Origin of the sequence: Shewanella sp. UCD-FRSSP16_17 (genome assembly GCF_001675935.1) — a bacterium.
Lineage (GTDB): Bacteria > Pseudomonadota > Gammaproteobacteria > Enterobacterales > Shewanellaceae > Shewanella > Shewanella japonica.
The window spans coordinates 65,324-81,829 of record NZ_LZFV01000048.1; the positions used below are offsets into that span (position 1 = coordinate 65,324).

At 42.6% G+C, this 16,506-nt stretch carries 15 protein-coding genes; 13 read left to right on the top strand and 2 right to left on the bottom strand.

All coding sequences use genetic code 11. The annotated features are described in order from the left end of the window. Positions 1-146 precede the first annotated feature (146 nt). Together A9267_RS20035 and A9267_RS20040 are read left to right on the top strand one after the other, a co-directional pair. Positions 147-431, top strand: a complete 285-nt coding sequence (locus A9267_RS20035) for a hypothetical protein (protein WP_055024155.1) — start codon at positions 147-149, stop codon at positions 429-431. After that, a complete protein-coding gene (locus A9267_RS20040; RefSeq protein WP_065110506.1) occupies positions 431-3,295 on the top strand; it encodes an immune inhibitor A domain-containing protein in 2,865 nt (954 codons plus the stop codon). The genes A9267_RS20035 and A9267_RS20040 overlap by 1 nt, the downstream gene beginning before the upstream one ends. A 70-nt stretch (positions 3,296-3,365) precedes the next feature. On the opposite strand, the gene A9267_RS20045 is transcribed toward A9267_RS20040, so the two are convergent. Next, positions 3,366-3,956 (bottom strand): chorismate--pyruvate lyase family protein, encoded by a 591-nt coding sequence (locus tag A9267_RS20045; protein WP_055024157.1) that lies wholly within the window; start codon positions 3,954-3,956, stop codon positions 3,366-3,368. Positions 3,957-4,034: 78 nt separating this feature from the next. Between A9267_RS20045 and A9267_RS20050 the strand changes: the two genes are divergently transcribed. Further along, positions 4,035-4,436, top strand: a complete 402-nt coding sequence (locus A9267_RS20050; protein WP_065110507.1) for a flagellar basal body-associated protein FliL — start codon at positions 4,035-4,037, stop codon at positions 4,434-4,436. A gap of 16 nt (positions 4,437-4,452) precedes the next feature. Continuing rightward, positions 4,453-5,592 carry a 23S rRNA (adenine(1618)-N(6))-methyltransferase RlmF gene (rlmF, locus tag A9267_RS20055; protein ID WP_065110508.1) on the top strand — a complete coding sequence of 380 codons (1,140 nt, stop codon included), beginning with the start codon at positions 4,453-4,455 and terminating at the stop codon, positions 5,590-5,592. 135 nt (positions 5,593-5,727) lie between these two features. Here the strand turns inward: rlmF and A9267_RS20060 are convergent, their stop codons facing one another. Then, entirely contained in the window at positions 5,728-6,576 is an 849-nt protein-coding gene (locus tag A9267_RS20060; protein ID WP_065110509.1) for a formate dehydrogenase accessory sulfurtransferase FdhD, read from the bottom strand. 420 nt (positions 6,577-6,996) lie between these two features. Here A9267_RS20060 and A9267_RS20065 point away from each other — a divergent pair, with 420 nt between their 5' ends. The 9 genes from A9267_RS20065 (at position 6,997) to A9267_RS20105 (ending at position 16,498) form a co-directional block, all read left to right on the top strand. Then, positions 6,997-7,461: a DUF3305 domain-containing protein gene (locus tag A9267_RS20065; RefSeq protein WP_065110510.1), complete on the top strand. Its 465-nt coding sequence runs from the start codon at positions 6,997-6,999 to the stop codon at positions 7,459-7,461. After that, complete coding sequence (locus tag A9267_RS20070; protein ID WP_065110511.1) at positions 7,462-8,079, top strand: DUF3306 domain-containing protein; 618 nt, start codon at positions 7,462-7,464, stop codon at positions 8,077-8,079. It abuts the gene before it with no gap. Positions 8,080-8,243: 164 nt separating this feature from the next. Then, a complete protein-coding gene (locus A9267_RS20075) occupies positions 8,244-9,917 on the top strand; it encodes a 4Fe-4S binding protein (RefSeq protein WP_065110512.1) in 1,674 nt (557 codons plus the stop codon). 10 nt (positions 9,918-9,927) lie between these two features. Continuing rightward, positions 9,928-10,617: a TorD/DmsD family molecular chaperone gene (locus A9267_RS20080; RefSeq protein ID WP_055024164.1), complete on the top strand. Its 690-nt coding sequence runs from the start codon at positions 9,928-9,930 to the stop codon at positions 10,615-10,617. Between the two features lie 131 nt (positions 10,618-10,748). Then, positions 10,749-10,949, top strand: coding sequence for a twin-arginine translocation signal domain-containing protein (locus A9267_RS20085; protein WP_055024165.1), 201 nt, complete (start codon positions 10,749-10,751; stop codon positions 10,947-10,949). Between the two features lie 17 nt (positions 10,950-10,966). After that, positions 10,967-13,816: a formate dehydrogenase subunit alpha gene (locus tag A9267_RS20090; protein ID WP_065110513.1), complete on the top strand. Its 2,850-nt coding sequence runs from the start codon at positions 10,967-10,969 to the stop codon at positions 13,814-13,816. A 26-nt stretch (positions 13,817-13,842) separates the two neighbouring features. After that, positions 13,843-14,439 carry a formate dehydrogenase FDH3 subunit beta gene (gene fdh3B, locus A9267_RS20095; RefSeq protein WP_055024167.1) on the top strand — a complete coding sequence of 199 codons (597 nt, stop codon included), beginning with the start codon at positions 13,843-13,845 and terminating at the stop codon, positions 14,437-14,439. A gap of 50 nt (positions 14,440-14,489) precedes the next feature. After that, positions 14,490-15,500 (top strand): formate dehydrogenase subunit gamma, encoded by a 1,011-nt coding sequence (locus tag A9267_RS20100; protein ID WP_055024168.1) that lies wholly within the window; start codon positions 14,490-14,492, stop codon positions 15,498-15,500. 800 nt (positions 15,501-16,300) lie between these two features. Beyond that, positions 16,301-16,498: a twin-arginine translocation signal domain-containing protein gene (locus A9267_RS20105; RefSeq protein WP_055024169.1), complete on the top strand. Its 198-nt coding sequence runs from the start codon at positions 16,301-16,303 to the stop codon at positions 16,496-16,498. Positions 16,499-16,506: the final 8 nt, after the last annotated feature.

Below are 16,506 nucleotides of genomic sequence, written 5' to 3' on the forward strand. Positions count from 1 at the left end.
AACTTAATAATTAGTCTGTTACCTCAGTTGTCTGCCTGTATGAACATTGGCGTTGGAGCGGAGACAAAAAACCTTATTTGCCTGTTTGTAATCGCTGGGTAATAACTGTTAATGTTCAGTTAATCTACACTGTTATAAGTTGAATTATGAAACGGACTTTATTGGTACTTTTGAGCGCAAATTTGTTGGCTTGTAGTCATCAAGCAGCAATGCCTGAATCGGCCTCGCAACAACAGACTGCCCCTATACCAACAATACAATGCGGTGCAACGCCACCTCCATTAAATACTCAAGGGATTAGAAACAACTTGCTAAACCGAGGTGATATCACGCCTGAAATGACTGAGGCACAACAGCAAGCTGTTATTAATGAATATATTGCTAAACGCAATGATGCCTATAAAAAATGTCACAAAGGGAAGTCGTTATAATGGTTAGTTTTAAGCATTCTCAATTAGGTTTTACTCCGTTAGCACTGACTTTGTCATTAGCATTGAGTGCTTCTTCAATCGCTGCGCCTGTTAAATACACGTCACCTGCCGATGCCGGTGTTATCAATGAACCGCAAATTATTTACTGGCTAACCAAACGTGGTGAGTTAAGCCCTGATGCTACCGAGCTGCAAAAACAGCAAGCTGTTGCAGAGTTTACCCGTAAAGCACGGGCAAATAACTTAGCGGTTCCTTTAAATCAAACAAAACGAATTAATCAGGTTTTAGCGAATAAAAAACAGCAACAAAATGTCGCAGCAGTATCAACATTGGCCGATAGTGATGTTGAAAAAGCTGTGAATGTCTTGGCTGTTTTAGTTGATTTTCCGGACTTACCTTACAACGATAATCAATTAACCCCATCTGACACTGCAATGTATTACAGCGATTATGCTGTAGCGCATTATGAAGACATTTTATTTTCATCTAGCGGCTTTGCAGGACCAAACGGTGAAAACCTACAAACGGCTTATCAATACTTTGATCAAGCATCTGGTGGAACCTTCTCATTCAACGGAGAAGTTAAAGGCTGGGTAACCGCTGATAACAATGCTGCTTACTATGGCGGTAATGATGCTAATAATAATGACAATGATGTTGCAGTGCCTGAACTGGTGATGGAAGCTGTTACGAAAGCGGTTGCAGGTATGACGTCGGCAGAGCTTGCGCAATTTGATATTGAAGATCCTTATGATTTAAATAATAACGGCAATCTCGATGAAGCCGACGGCATGATCGATCACATCGTTATTTTTCATTCTAGCTTAGGTGAGGAAGTCGGTGGTGGCGTGCTAGGCACTGATGCTATTTGGTCGCATCGATTTTTTGTTGGCGCAAGTACATTTGGCTCCACGATTCCTGGCACATCAATGAAGGTCTATGGTTATACCGTGCAGCCTATCGACTCAGCCTCAGGGGTGATTACTCACGAGTTTGGCCATGATCTAGGTCTGCCAGACGAATATGATACAAGCTACGGCGGTGATGGCTCACCAGTAGGGAGCTGGTCGCTAATGGCTGGAGGTACTTGGGTAGGGCAAGCTGCTGGTGGGACATATATTCCTGGCACCAAACCGTCAGGTTTTAGCCCATATGCACGTTCATACCTGCAAGCGCGTTATAAGGGGAAGTGGGTCAATGAGCGCACTATTAATTGGGCAGAAATTGGTGAAACAGGCTTAAGTGCTGATCTTGTCAGTGCGGTGAATGCCGAAGAAGTGAATCAATTATCGATTCCGCTACCAGTAAGTAACATTGCTTTTAAAGCGCCTTATGCTGGCGAATATCAATACTACTCAGGTAAAGGGCACATGATGACCAATACCATGACGATTGATCTTGATTTGCCTGCGCAATCTCCCTTAATGCTGAGTTTTTATGCATTGTGGGATATCGAAGTTGATTATGATTATAGCCAGGTGCTGATTAACAATGTTGCAATCGCAGGTAATCATACAATTGCTAATAATCCGCTATATAACAACGTTAATCACTATATATCAGGGAAATCATCCGACATCAGTAGTGGAAGCGGCAGTGATGCGTGGGTTGAGCTGACATATGATTTATCAGCATATGCAGGTCAAAGCGTGGAACTGCAAATTAATTACATCACAGATCAAGCCGTAGGTGGCTTTGGGATGTTAGTCGACAATATTTCACTCACGGCTGAGGGTAGTGAGATCTTCAGTGATGACGCCGAAACCGTGTCATCGGTTAATGTAGATGGTTATGCTCGCATTGATGATACCGTCCCAGGCTTACCGCAGCGCTATATTGCACAGCTTCGCAATTATCTAGGCCTTGACGAAGGGTTAGAAAATATTGGCTATGAGCCAGGCGTATTGTTATGGCTAGAAAACAGCAATTACGAAGACAATAATGTCAGTGAGCATGCAGGTTATAGTTTAATCGGTGTTGTCGATGCTGACCAAAACTTGATCATGAATGGCAGTAGTGATGTGCAAGTGCGCGATGCAAGTTTTAGCCTGTATCCGCAAACGGCTTATGGTTCAGATAATCATTTAAGTAATCAAAGTCAGTTTGACGATAGTAACGACTTTAGTGCACCGCTTCAGCCGCAATCTGGCATGGTATTACAACAATTAGGCTTGAGTATGGATGTCACCGCTCAGTCGACCAGTAGCCAAACTGCGACTGTCGAGTTCAGCAGAAATATTGTTGTCTCAGATCCAGACGATCCAGAAATCACAGTGGATTTTGATGTTGTTGTGACTGATTTTGAGGCTGCTTTTACCGCATCAGTGCAGGGAGGTGATGGTGACTACAGTTATGTTTGGGACTTTGGTGAAGCTGGTGCTAGCAGTGATTTAGCTAATCCTACACATATCTATAGTAGCTCTAACGGGTTTGTTGTGACGCTAACCGTGACAGACTCAACAGGTATCAGTGCCAGTTATAGTCGTATAGTTGAAGTGGTGATTGAACTTTCAGCTGATTTTTCTATTGCCATTGTGGGCAGTAATAATATGACCGTCAAAATGACCAATAATACAACTGGTGGCTTTGGTACATTAGATTATTCATGGGACATGGGTGATGGCACGACATTAACGGGTGAAAACCCTGCTAATTACACTTATACAACTGAAGGTGAATATCAGATTATACTCACTGTTACTGATGAAAAGGGCAATGTAGAAAAAAGTGCCTGGACATTTTTCTTACCTGCAGTTGTTGAAGATGTACCCGATAATAGTGGTGAGAGTAGTGGAGGTAGCCTAGGTTGGTTATCACTGTTCATGCTGAGTTTATTGATGCGAAAAAGGCAGAGCCGTAGATAATAAACTGATGCAAAATAATAAAAGGCATGGTGTTTACCATGCCTTTTTTAATTGTAAATAAAACGATTTATCAGTCCGTGCCAGCCATTGAAGGTGCTAATTCACTATTGATAATTTTTACTGCGGCAGGGAGAAATATTTCGCTCACAATGATTTGCTGATCCGCCAAAGTAAAGTAGCGACGGCGTCCCCATAATGGCTCCGATACAGCTTGAGATAAACTCGTCGCGAGTTGTGCTAACTTACTACAGCTTTCGAATTCTGCCACTTCGATTTTGCCTGGCACAATATCATTACTCGAAAAAAGTAACTCACCAAGCGGCCTAGAGCCTAAACGTTTAAAGTTATGTTGCTGATGTTCTGTAAGGCTCTCTGGAATTAACGTGCGTGCAAATACCCAAGGTTTACCATCAAGGCAAAGTAGCACTTCTCTGACCCATACTCGGCTTTGATTAGGGCATTCACCTGCTAAAGGGGTCGTCAGGTGTTCGCCTAACACCTTTACTTCAAAATCTTGGCAACAGCTTTTTAATTTTTGGGTTAAACTGCCAGTGGCAAGTAACCATTCTTTTAAAGCTGTTTTTGGCATAGAATGGAAGTTCTCAGGTGAAAACCATTGAATAGATTCACCGTATGGAAAGCTTAAGCTGGTTACTGTCATTCATTACTCGTTAAAATTTACAAAACGGGTGCAGTTTATCACGACAACGCTTATATCAATAATGGAGTTTGATTAACGATGGCAAAGTACATATACGCAATTTTTCTTTCACTGATATTTTCAATGAATGTGCAAAGCGCAGATGAAAAGGCCTTAGAAAATTTTGCTTATTATGGTTTTGAACCTGATATTGTCACTAACTATATTTCTAATCGTAAGAAGTTAGGTTTTGTTAAAATCGGTGTCGAATTGATGGTGAAAGATCCTGACCATTTATTGCTAATTGAACATCATGACCCTTTATTACGCTCAGCCATTGTTGAAGTGTTAGGTAATCAAGCCGAAGATAAAGTGAAGTCACTCACTGGTCGTGAAGACATTCGCCGTGAGTGCTATGAAACGGTTAATAGGCTCCTCGCAGAAGAAACGGGTAGTGAATTAGTAGTGAATTTACTGTTTACCAAGTATTTGTACGATTAAATAGAGCACTGAATCTGTGACAGCATCTAAGGCGCCTTCTAAAGGCGCAGCAAAGCATTCGAAAAACGCTAAACTTGATAACAAGCCAGTCAAGAGTCAACGCCGACAGACCAAATCGATCAATAAGCACAGCAAAAAACCGCAGCAGAAGCTCACCACTGGGCAATTAGCACCTAAAGCATTACACCCTCGAAATAAGCATTTGCAAGGTTATGATTTTGAAGCACTTATTAAAAAGTGTCCCAAATTGTCCCACTTTGTTAAAACTAATCCTTATGGAAATCTATCAATAGACTTTGCTGATCCTGAAGCAGTAAAGAGTCTCAATGCCGCGATATTAAAGCTGGATTATGACATTGAACACTGGGATATTCCTGAAGGTTTTTTGTGTCCACCTGTGCCAGGTCGTGTTGATTATTTGCATTACATTGCGGATTTATTAAGTGTCAACGGCAAGGTGCCAAAAGGTGCCAAGGTGACAGCGTTAGATATTGGAACGGGCGCCAATGGTATTTATCCGTTACTAGGTATCCAGTCATATGGCTGGCAGTTTGTTGCCAGTGACATAGACCCTATCTCCATTAGTAATGTGGCTAAAATTGCTGAACAAAATAAGTCACTAACCTCAAAGTTATCATTACGTTTACAAGCTAACCCGAGTGCCATTTTTTCAGGCATTATCAAAGCTGATGAACGGTTTGATCTGACTATGTGTAACCCGCCGTTTCATCGCTCACTTGAAGACGCGACTAAGGGCAGCATCAAGAAAAATGCTAACCTCGCAGCAAATCGCGCCAAGAGAATGAAATCGAACCTTCATCAAGGTAAAACTGGTGTTGAGTTATCTAAAACAGACCCTAAGCTGAACTTTGGCGGACAAAAAGCGGAGTTATGGTGCGAAGGTGGCGAGCAACAGTTTTTGGCTAATATGATTAAAGAAAGCCAACAATTTGGAACTCAATGTTTATGGTTTAGTTCGCTAATTTCTAAATCTGAAAACTTAAAACCGTGTTATGCCTTACTCGATAAATTGTCTGTAGATACGGTAAAAACCATTGAGATGCAGCAGGGAAACAAGATTACTCGCGTACTTGCATGGAGTTTTTTAACCGAGAAGCAGCGTGAGCAGTGGGCTAAATTTCGCGATATGAAGTGAGTTGTTTAATCGATAACAAGCCCATTGCGAGCTTGTCATCAATAAGGGCTACTCTTTAACAGAGCTGGTTAATAGAAATGCTTAAAAGAGCTAGGCTAATAACAGTCAAATACAGGCCTATCTCATCACAGCGAATTACTTGGCTTTATTGGCATCAAATTCGATGTTTTCCGCGCCATGGTAGACCAAGAAATGACGACCTTTAGCACGTGCGATAATGGTAATACCCATTTTTTGTGCTAATTCGAGTCCCATCTGTGTAACCCCACTGCGAGAAAGCAGAACCGGAATCCCCATCTTAGCCACTTTGATCACCATTTCTGAAGTTAAACGGCCAGTGGTATAAAAAATCTTATCGTTGCCATTTTCACCTGCTAACCACATATCGCCAGCGAGTGTATCAACCGCATTATGACGGCCTACATCTTCGATAAATGCTTGAATTTGGTCATCTTGGCAAATACCGCAGCCATGAACAGCACCCGCATTTTTGTAAGTCTCGTTATAGGCGTTAATGTTTTTAAGTAAGCTATACAATACTGACTGTTTAAGCTGAGGTGTCGGCAAGTTAATATCATCAAGCCCTTGCATAAAGCCACCATAAACCGTGCCTTGACCACACCCAGATGTGACGGTTTTTTCTGATAGCTTTTTTTCTAAATCTGTTGTTTTTTCAGCGGTTAAAATAGCCGCTGAATTGACGTCCCAATCAACAATAATTGACTCTAACAAGCTGGCATCGCTAACAAAACCTTGGTTTTTTAAGTATCCCAATGCTAATGATTCAGGCTTAGCTCCCAGTGTCATTAAGGTCACAATGGGTTGCCAGTTGAGGTAAACAGTTAAGGGTCTTTCACAGGCGACAAACTTATCAATACTTTCGCCCAATTCATTGATTGCTTTTACTGGCAAAGTCAGTGGGACTTCGGCTTGGGTTTTAACAAGTTTAAGTGGGGCTTTTGCTGTGGCATTGGTTTGGGTCATTTACGTAGCGGCCTCTGACTGTGTCATCTGATACCAATAATGTCGGTATTTAAGACGAAAATCGTGATTAAAACTAACTGCCTATCAGCATAGCAACTTTTATACCTCCAATAGTAAGTAGATTGTAAATGCGTGATCTAACACCAATGTTTATCAGTGATAGCTAATTAACGTAGCCTTATGTCCTATTAAAATTAGCAATATGGACAAATTGTCCTACTCTTAAAGTGGAATTAGCGATCTAGGTCAAACTTTAGTAATCAATCCTTCTGGCACTATTTTTGCAGCACTATACGCATAAAGGAAACAAAACCTAATAACCCCAGTATTCAAAGTCATAAGGTTGTTAAATAACATTATGTATTTATTGGTTATTTGTTTGTTTCTTGTTGTTTTCTGATTTCATAAGGCAAAGCTTTTATGCAACATACTGAAAATGTTTGGCCTATTTACGTTTCACTGAAAAAAGTGGAAAAAATGGTTGGTCGCTGGCCGTCGGTTACGTGGGAGGTCGATCAAATCGTCCCTGCTTCTCATCAGGCACCAGAAGGCGCAACGCTGGTGTTATTTGAGCTGCACAAAGATGAGCGTGGTAGTTACCGCATCAATCTCGATATGGATAACACTATGCTTTACATCGTATGTGATGAGCTTAGTGATGGAACCTGGGTTCCTGCAGCTATATCTTGCGACCAAAATGTCGCAGCAGGCTGTTTAGAATCTGAAACGCCAGTGCTCAATATTCCAATGCCAGAAGCGCTGGCTTGTTGGGTTGAAGCTTTTATAACGCGTCATGGAGAAGTTGAGATTTCAGCTAAGCGCCGTAAACATGTGAATCGCCGCAAGGATCAAGGCCCAAGCACAGATCACCTTCGGAGCCACTAAATGAGCGATAAACCAAGAGGATTTTTTTCTCGCTGGACTGAGCGTCGTGAGCAGGTTGAAGCTGAAGCTGCTGCTGATTTAGCAGCAAAAGCACAGGCAACTGAAACAGAGCAGGTAAGCCCTGAAGGTGACACTGAAACAGTTGATGCGCACACTGTTGAGACGGCTGATCCAGAAAAAATTCTTGAAGCTGAAGATTTACCTGATCCAGAAAAAATCGAGGTTGGTGGTAGTTTTGCATCGTTTATGGGAGCGAATGTTTCTCCTGCTGCAAAATCTGCAGCCTTAAAGGCTTTATGGAAACAACCACAGTATAACGAAATTGATGGCCTACTTGAGTATGCCCTTGATTACAGTAACCAACCTAAGTTGAGCCCTGAGGTTTCAGCTGAGTTGGCGAAAAAAGTTTTCCGCAACGTCATGAAAGATGAAGACAAAGCTGAAGATGAAGCGTTACTAGCAAGCGAGGGAGATGACACAGTTGGTGATGCAACTGATGCCCCGCAAGAAGTATTAAGTGAAAAGAGTGAATTAGTCGCGAAGACTGACCCGACTAACCAGAGTGATGATCTGGTTATGGCTTCAGAGGCAGAGATATCGCCTCAGCGCCAAGTTTAGGTCAGAAAACGTCGATAATTTAATGTCCACTATTTTAACGTGGTAGATGTCGTACTTATTGTTTTTAGCAGAAGTGATTAACTCGCTGATGAAAGAGTTAATGATGAAAGGATTACAGTGCTAAGTAAGTCCATCGAACGTTGAAAACTGTTCAGGAATGCAATGTGAGCAATAGTCAAACCCCGCTTGAACTGCAACAAGTTCGCCAGCAGGTATTAGCACAGACTCAAGTTATTCAAAACTTGATTCCACCTACCGTCAGTTATACTACTGAAGGAAATGTGCTGGTTATCGGCCCAGAAGATCTGGCTCGATTAGCTGCAGACAAATTGTCCAATATGGCGAATGTCGTCATTTTGGCAAATGAAGCCATTACTAGCCAAGATGAAGTACATCTTGAAGCGGTAATGAATGCAGCAGTTAATAGTGAAAGCTATTACAACAAACTTATCTCAGTAAAAGGCTTTTTAGGCCAATTCCAAGTGACGGTAGAAAGCGAAGGCCAAGACAGCAAAGCTGCTGAACTTAGCCTTGTTGCTATTCGTAAACCACATTTTGATATCGTTTTAGATTTAAGCATGACGCCATGTTTGAACCTTGAAATGCTGCCACCAGGTTATTTTTACGTAGGTCAGGATGCAGAGAAGCTTGCTGATGCATTAACACAAATTCCTGATTTAGTTGGTGAGTTTGATAAGCCACGCTATGTCAAAGTTAACAGTGATATTTGTGCCCACAATCGCAATGGCGTTAATGGCTGTAATCGCTGTTTAAACTTCTGCCCAGCAGATGCTATTAGTAGCATTGAAGACAAAATCGAAATTGACCCTTACTTGTGTCATGGTGCGGGTAGTTGTACCAACGCATGTCCTACAGGGGCAATCGCTTTTGATTTACCTACGCCACAAGCGCTTCATAGTTACATTCAAAAACTGATCAGCCGCTACCTTGAGCAAGCCCAAGCTGCTCCAGTGATTTTATTCCATGACAGTGGTGTTGGTGCTGAGCTGATTACAGCTGATTTAGTCGGGGACATTATCCCTGTTGAGTTAGAAGAAATTACAGTTGCTAGCATCGACCATTGGATGTCATCACTTGCTTGGGGCGCTCGCCAAGTCTTGATTCTTAACACTGACGCAACTGCACCAACATTAACGCAAATGCTAAACGGTGAATTGTCGCTTGCTAATACCATCTTAGATGAAATGGGCCAGCCTCAACGCATCAGCTTAATTGACCCGAGTATGCTTTCTGCGCTGAATGATAAATTAGCGATTAGCTTAGACTGGCCACTAACGGTACCAGCAGCATTTACGCCAACAACTAAGCGTGAAACGTTATACGCCGCAGTGGATCATTTGAATCAGCAAGCTGCAGCAAGCGATACCTGTATTTCAATGAGTAATGTGCCATACGGCAAAGTGGAAGTGAATGCTGACAAATGTACCTTGTGTATGTCTTGTGTGGCGACATGTCCAACTCAAGCTTTAACGGATGGTGGTGATAAACCTGCATTACATTTCGTTGAGCAAGACTGTGTTCAATGTGGTTTATGTGAAACATCTTGTCCTGAAAATGTGATTAGCATTACTTCGCAAATCAACTTAGACCAAGCCTCACGTCAGCAACGCCAAACATTAAAAGAAGAACCACCATTTGAGTGTATTCGATGTGGTACCGCATTTGCCACACAGTCAATGGTACACAGAATGATAGATATGATTGGTGGACACTCTGCATTTAATGCCAATGTTGAGCGTTTAAAAATGTGTGGTGATTGCCGCGTAAAAGATATGTTTGAAGACATTCTTGAAGACCCAGAGAAGCAACTTCGATAAGAGATCAGATATGACCGAATTAGTTAGAGAAATTTCAGAAAACGATCAGCTACGGGCAGATATTTACCAAATATTGGCAGCCTTGTTACGTCGCGAGCCTAACGCCGAGTTGCTGGCATTTTTAGCTGAGCTTGAAGTTGATGCTGAAGAAGACAATGACATGACAGCGGCTTGGCTTGGCTTGAAAGAAGCTGCGACCAAGTATACCGCTGAAGAGCTTGAGCAAGAATACTTCAATATTTTCTACGGCGTGGGTCGTGGTGAAGTATTGCCATACGCAAGCTGGTTTATGACAGGCTCACTAATGGACAAGCCATTAGCCCTTTTACGTCAAGATTTACTGCAATTAGGTTTTGCTCGTGAAGACGAAGTAAAAGAGCCAGAAGATCATGTGGCTGCATTATGTGAAGTCATGGGTACATTAATTTTAGAGGCTCCTGGTTACCGTCAGTTAGCTTTCTACCAACGCCATATTGGCAGTTGGATTGCGCGTTTTTGCGACACATTAGAACAAACTCCCAGCGCAGCCTTTTACGCACCAGTGGCAAAACTGGCAAAAGCCTTTTTTGAAATTGAAGCTAATGAGTTTGAACAGCTTAGCTTAGATATTCCAGTGAACTGCCCAGGCAGTGAGGCTGAAGCTAAAGCCGCTGAGTCAGCAGAGAAAATTGAACCTTCAACAAACGAATTAGCATCTTAATTTCGTGATTGATGGGGCAAAGATTTACGCCACTGACATTGTCAGTGGCGTAGACAGAAACGGGAGGAGACTCCCACTTAATCTAGGGTAAACAAGACCCTTTTATTTTAGCGTTACATTAAGGAGAGACTATGAAGAAGCAAGCTTCCGTCATGGATCGTCGTCAAATGCTTAAAGCATTGGCTGTCGGTAGTGCCGCTGGCGCAGTTGCTACTGTTAGCGGACAAGCTCTAGCTGCCTCACCAGAAGCCACATCAAGTGTGGATAAAAGTGATGGTTATAGAGAAACAGACCATGTACGTAGTTACTACGCCACCTTACGTAGTAAGTAATTAAAGGAGAATATGTGATGCGATTAACCCGCAAAACAGAGACAGTTGAAGTCGCAGATAAACCTGCACTTGGACTCAATCGTCGCCAGTTTTTGAAATCAGCCACATTGGCAACAGGTGGTATTGCTGCAGCCTCAATGATGGGCGCTGGCATGATGCGTAAAGCTGAAGCGAAAGATGTACCTTATGATGCACCTACCGAAGTAAAACGTACTATTTGTTCTCACTGTTCAGTGGGCTGTGGTATTTATGCTGAAGTTCAAAATGGTGTATGGACAGGTCAAGAGCCTGCATTTGATCATCCATTTAACGCTGGTGGCCACTGTGCTAAAGGTGCTGCACTGCGTGAACATGGTCATGGTGAAAAGCGTCTTAAGTATCCAATGAAACTTGAAGGCGGTAAGTGGAAAAAACTTTCTTGGGAACAAGCGATTGAAGAAGTAGGCCAAAAAGCCTTAGATATTCGTCAAGAGTCAGGTCCTGATTCAGTATTTTTCATGGGTAGTGCGAAGTTCTCGAACGAACAAGCTTATATGTACCGCAAATTAGCGGCAATGTGGGGCACGAACAACGTCGACCACTCTGCACGTATTTGTCACTCTACCACTGTAGCCGGTGTTGCAAACACTTGGGGTTACGGTGCGCAAACGAACTCATTTAATGACATTCGTAAATCGAAAGCGATGATGTTTATCGGTTCGAACCCTTGTGAAGCTCACCCAGTTTCAATGCAACACATCCTTGAAGGTAAAGAGCGCGGCGCGAAAATTATCGTAGTCGACCCTCGTTTCACCCGAACTGCAGCAAAAGCTGACGAGTTCGTGCATATCCGTCCAGGTACGGATATTCCTTACATTTATGGTTTGTTGTGGCATATTTTTGAAAACGGTTGGGAAGACCAAACATTCATTGACCAACGTGTATACGGTATGGAACGTATTCGTGAGGAAGTGAAAAAGTGGAATCCACAAGAAGTTGAAAATGTTGCCGGTGTACCTGAAAAGCAAATGCGCCGTGTGGCTAAAATGCTTGCAGAAACTAAGCCTGGTACTGTGGTTTGGTGTATGGGTGGTACTCAGCATCACGTCGGTAATGCGAACACGCGTTCATACTGTATCTTGCAATTAGCGCTAGGCAACATGGGTGTTGAAGGTGGTGGTACTAACATCTTCCGTGGTCATGATAACGTACAAGGTGCAACCGACTTTGGTTTACTATTCGATACTTTGCCTGGTTACTACGGCTTGAAGACCGGTTCTTGGAAGCATTGGTGTAATGTGTGGGATCTTGATTACGAATGGGTTAAAAACCGCTTCGATCAAGCTCAACACTTAGGCCAAGACCCAATGACTTCGACGGGTATCCCATGTTCACGCTGGCATGATGGTGTACTTGAAGACAAATCTAAGATTGCGCAGAAAGATAACATTCGTATGTCATTCTTTTGGGGGCAATCAGTCAATACCGAAACCCGTGGTCGTGAAGTGCGTGAAGCATTGAACAAAATGGATACGGTAGTGGTTGTCGATCCATTCCCAACCATGGCGGGTGTTATGCATGAGCGTACAGATGGCGTATATCTACTGCCTGCTGCGACTCAGTTTGAAACATATGGTTCTGTTTCTGCATCTAACCGCTCACTGCAGTGGCGTACTCAAGTTATTGAGCCATTATTTGAATCAAAAGCTGACCACATCATCATGTACAAGCTGGCGAAAAAATGGGGCATCGATGCCGAATTCTGTAAGCACATTAAAGTGAATGGCGATGAGCCATTGATTGAAGATATGACTCGTGAATTCAACAAAGGTATGTGGACTGTTGGTTATACAGGTCAAAGTCCTGAGCGCTTGAAAATGCACCAAGAAAACTGGGGCACGTTCGATATTGAAAGCTTAGAAGCACCAGGTGGCCCAGCAAAAGGTGAAACTTACGGTTTACCTTGGCCATGTTGGGGTACTGCAGATATGAAGCACCCTGGTACACAAATTTTGTACCGCACGGGCCGTGAAGTGAAAGACGGTGGTGGTAACTTCCGAGCACGTTACGGTGTTGAGCATGAAGGTAACAACATTCTTGCTGAAGGCTCATACTCTAAAGGAAGCGAAATTCAAGACGGTTATCCTGAATTTACCGCTGACATGCTTAAACAGCTTGGCTGGTGGGATGATTTAACCGCCGAAGAGAAAGTTCACGCTGAAGGTAAAAACTGGAAAACTGATATTTCTGGTGGTATTCAACGTGTTGCGATTAAGCATGGTTGTATCCCTTACGGTAATGCGAAAGCCCGTTGTATTGTTTGGAACTTCCCAGATGATATCCCGGTTCACCGTGAGCCATTATATACCCCTCGTCGTGACTTAGTGTCTAAGTATCCAACTTACGAAGACCGTATGGTTGCACGTCTTCCAACCTTGTATAAGACAATTCAAGACAAAGATTTCTCAAAAGACTTCCCATTAGCAGTGACGACGGGTCGTTTAGTTGAGTATGAAGGTGGTGGTGAAGAAACCCGCTCAAATCCATGGCTTGCAGAATTACAGCAAGAAATGTTTATTGAGATTAACCCTGCAGATGCAGCAGATCGCGGCTTACGTGATGGTGATGACGTATTCGTTCACAGTCCAGAAGGCGCTAAGATCACAGTTAAAGCAATGGTGACTCCACGAGTCATTGCTGGTGAGTGTTTCATGCCATACCACTTTGCGGGTGTATTCGAAGGCAAGAGCCTAGAGAAGAGCTACCCAGAAGGAACGGTTCCTTACGTTATCGGCGAGTCTGCCAATACCGTGATGACCTATGGTTATGATGTTGTGACTCAGATGCAAGAGACTAAGTCTAGCTTGTGTCAGATCAGCAAAGCCTAATTAACTTGATGAGGAGATAAGCCATTATGGCAGTCATGAAATTTTTGTGTGACACCAAACGCTGCATCGAGTGTAACGGTTGCGTCACAGCTTGTAAGAACGAAAACGATTCCGCTCTAGAGTGGGGAATTCAACGTCGCCGTGTGGTCACTATCAATGATGGTGAACCAGGCGAAGCATCAATCTCAGTGGCATGTATGCACTGTACCGATGCACCTTGTATGGCCGTTTGTCCGGCGGATTGTTTCTATCAAACCGAAGACGGTCTAATTTTGCACGACAAAGATACATGTATTGGTTGTGGCTATTGCTTCTATGCTTGTCCTTTCGGTGCGCCGCAGTTCCCTAAAAAGACTGCATACGGCAGCCGAGGCAAAATGGATAAGTGTACTTTCTGTGCCGGTGGCCCAGAAGAGAACCATTCAGAAGCTGAACGCAAGAAGTACGGTGCAAACCGTATTGCTGAAGGCAAATTACCTATGTGTGCGGAGCTTTGTTCAACCAAAGCCTTGCTTGCTGGTGATGCTGAAATTGTATCTACCATTTACCGTGAACGTATGGCAAAACGTGGCAACCCAAATACTATTTGGGGCTACGATCCTAAAACGGGTGATATGGTTTAGGCAGTGCAAATGGTTACGGACTGTGGTCCGTAACCAAGCAAGGAGTGACAATGTTAAACAATCAGTTAAACAAATCACTGCGTAGCTTATTTGCTCTGTTAGTTCTGGTGATGGGGTTGGGTTTTGCGACCACAACGTTAGCGGCAGATGAACAATCAAGTAAGCAGCAGGCAGGGAAAGAAAACCCAGCAGATTTATGGCGAGCAGTTAAGGCCGGTGACTCAGGCTTTACCACTGCTCAAGGTATCGAACCTGGGGTGCTAATTAATGTTGGCGGCAACGAAGGAAGATTACTAAGAGATAAGTATATTACACCAGCAGTAGCGCTTGCGTTGGTGGGTGTATTTGGTGCTTTCTTAATCTTTTACTTTGTTAATGGTCCAGCAAGATTAAGCAAAGGTTTCTCTGGCAAAATGGTCGAGCGCTGGTCGAAGGCAGACATTTGGCTGCATTGGATTATGGCCATTGCGTGTTTAATCTTAATGCTGACAGGCTTAGTGATTTTACTGGGTAAATTTGCGATTCAACCGTACGTAAGTAATAGCATTTGGGCAGGTATTATTGCCTTTTGTAAGCTAGTGCATGATTGGGTTGGTCCAGTATTTATCGTGTCTTGGCTTATGTGTATCGTTAAGTGGATGCCACTACAAACCATCAAGATGTATGACATTAAATGGTTCTTAGTTGTAGGTGGTTATATCAACTTCGGTCCATTTAAAGGTAAGCATCCAGACAGTGGTTTTGCTAACGCTGGTGAGAAAATGTGGTTTTGGACATTAGTCTTCTTTGGTCTATTTATCAGTGTTTCTGGCATGATGTTAGTGCTACCTGGTTTAGACTTACCACGTGAAGCGTCTATGGTTGCGTTACTGGTTCACGGAGTGAGCGCGGCGATCTTAATTGCATTTACGATTGTGCATATTTGGATGGCAACGGCATTAAGTGAAGGCGGTTTGGAATCTATGATTTCAGGCTACTGTGATGAAAACTGGGCAATCCAGCATCACAACCTTTGGTACGATGAGATTAAAGCCAACGGTACGTTGAAATATCAAGACTAAAGCTCATTAGTAAATAATTAAGCGAGTAAAACGCCTCAAAGACACATTGCTTTGGGGCGTTTTTATTGGATTGATATAAAATACGCTGCTGACGTATCAAAATTGTAAATAATGTCAGTCGTTATTCCTGTCATTCACTCAATAATTTTGCCAATTTCTGTTTGTAAAAAATCAGTCTGATTACCTTGTTGCTGCATCGTGTTGGAACTCCTGTTTACCGTTTTGGTTGGACGATGAAGATAGTGGATTAATTGGTTGTCAGCCACTTGTTTATCACACCGGTAAAATCGGTTGTAATAAGAGAGTAGGTGATGTGATTGTTAATGATGTCATCAACATTTATCAATTCCACCTGGTCATATTCCTTCATAGCTAAAAAGACTATTGAATAAGGTTTTAAGCTCAAATAGCTATAAGTAAATAATAAGAATTCTCAATACCAAAGTGAGATTATTTCTATATAAATCAGTCACTATGTTAATTTTTTTAACATTTGTTGTTAGCTGATTTTTACCCCGTTCTAGATGTCTTCCATAATGCTCATGATAAAAATTTGACCTAGTTAACGCTTTGTACTTTCCGTGTCTTTTTTTGGAATATGAACAGGCGCTAGATCAATTTTTTCTTCGTTATCTCTCTATATATTAGCCACGTAAATTTGTGGATATTATTCATTTAGAAGTGTTTTTACCTTTCTGGCCTACTTAGTTAACTATTTGTTTACAAATGGTGTTTAGTGACCGTAAAGGCCTACAAGGGCATCAACCACAGAGTTGGTGTGATTTAAACCGGGAGTAAAGATGAAGAAGCAACAGCCTGATCTGAATCGCAGATCTTTGCTGAAAGCCATCACCGTAGGTAGCGCTGCATCAGCAGCCATCGCCGTAACTGGTGTGAGTGTGGCTCAAGCAACCGAGAGTAACGTTAGCAAGAAAGATTCTAACGGTTACAAAGAAACTGCGCATATTCGTAGCTACTACGATAGCTTACGCGGCTAATTCAGGAG

Excerpts from the sequence above, each read along its gene's own strand:
- A9267_RS20090 (WP_065110513.1), top strand. The coding sequence starts at position 10,967 with ATGCGATTAACCCGCAAAACAGAGACAGTTGAAGTCGCAGATAAACCT.
- A9267_RS20045 (WP_055024157.1), bottom strand. The coding sequence starts at position 3,956 with ATGACAGTAACCAGCTTAAGCTTTCCATACGGTGAATCTATTCAATGG.
- A9267_RS20050 (WP_065110507.1), top strand. The coding sequence starts at position 4,035 with ATGGCAAAGTACATATACGCAATTTTTCTTTCACTGATATTTTCAATG.
- A9267_RS20100 (WP_055024168.1), top strand. The coding sequence starts at position 14,490 with ATGTTAAACAATCAGTTAAACAAATCACTGCGTAGCTTATTTGCTCTG.
- A9267_RS20070 (WP_065110511.1), top strand. The coding sequence starts at position 7,462 with ATGAGCGATAAACCAAGAGGATTTTTTTCTCGCTGGACTGAGCGTCGT.
- A9267_RS20040 (WP_065110506.1), top strand. The coding sequence starts at position 431 with ATGGTTAGTTTTAAGCATTCTCAATTAGGTTTTACTCCGTTAGCACTG.
- A9267_RS20105 (WP_055024169.1), top strand. The coding sequence starts at position 16,301 with ATGAAGAAGCAACAGCCTGATCTGAATCGCAGATCTTTGCTGAAAGCC.
- fdh3B (WP_055024167.1), top strand. The coding sequence starts at position 13,843 with ATGGCAGTCATGAAATTTTTGTGTGACACCAAACGCTGCATCGAGTGT.
- A9267_RS20065 (WP_065110510.1), top strand. The coding sequence starts at position 6,997 with ATGCAACATACTGAAAATGTTTGGCCTATTTACGTTTCACTGAAAAAA.
- A9267_RS20060 (WP_065110509.1), bottom strand. The coding sequence starts at position 6,576 with ATGACCCAAACCAATGCCACAGCAAAAGCCCCACTTAAACTTGTTAAA.
- A9267_RS20035 (WP_055024155.1), top strand. The coding sequence starts at position 147 with ATGAAACGGACTTTATTGGTACTTTTGAGCGCAAATTTGTTGGCTTGT.
- A9267_RS20080 (WP_055024164.1), top strand. The coding sequence starts at position 9,928 with ATGACCGAATTAGTTAGAGAAATTTCAGAAAACGATCAGCTACGGGCA.
- A9267_RS20085 (WP_055024165.1), top strand. The coding sequence starts at position 10,749 with ATGAAGAAGCAAGCTTCCGTCATGGATCGTCGTCAAATGCTTAAAGCA.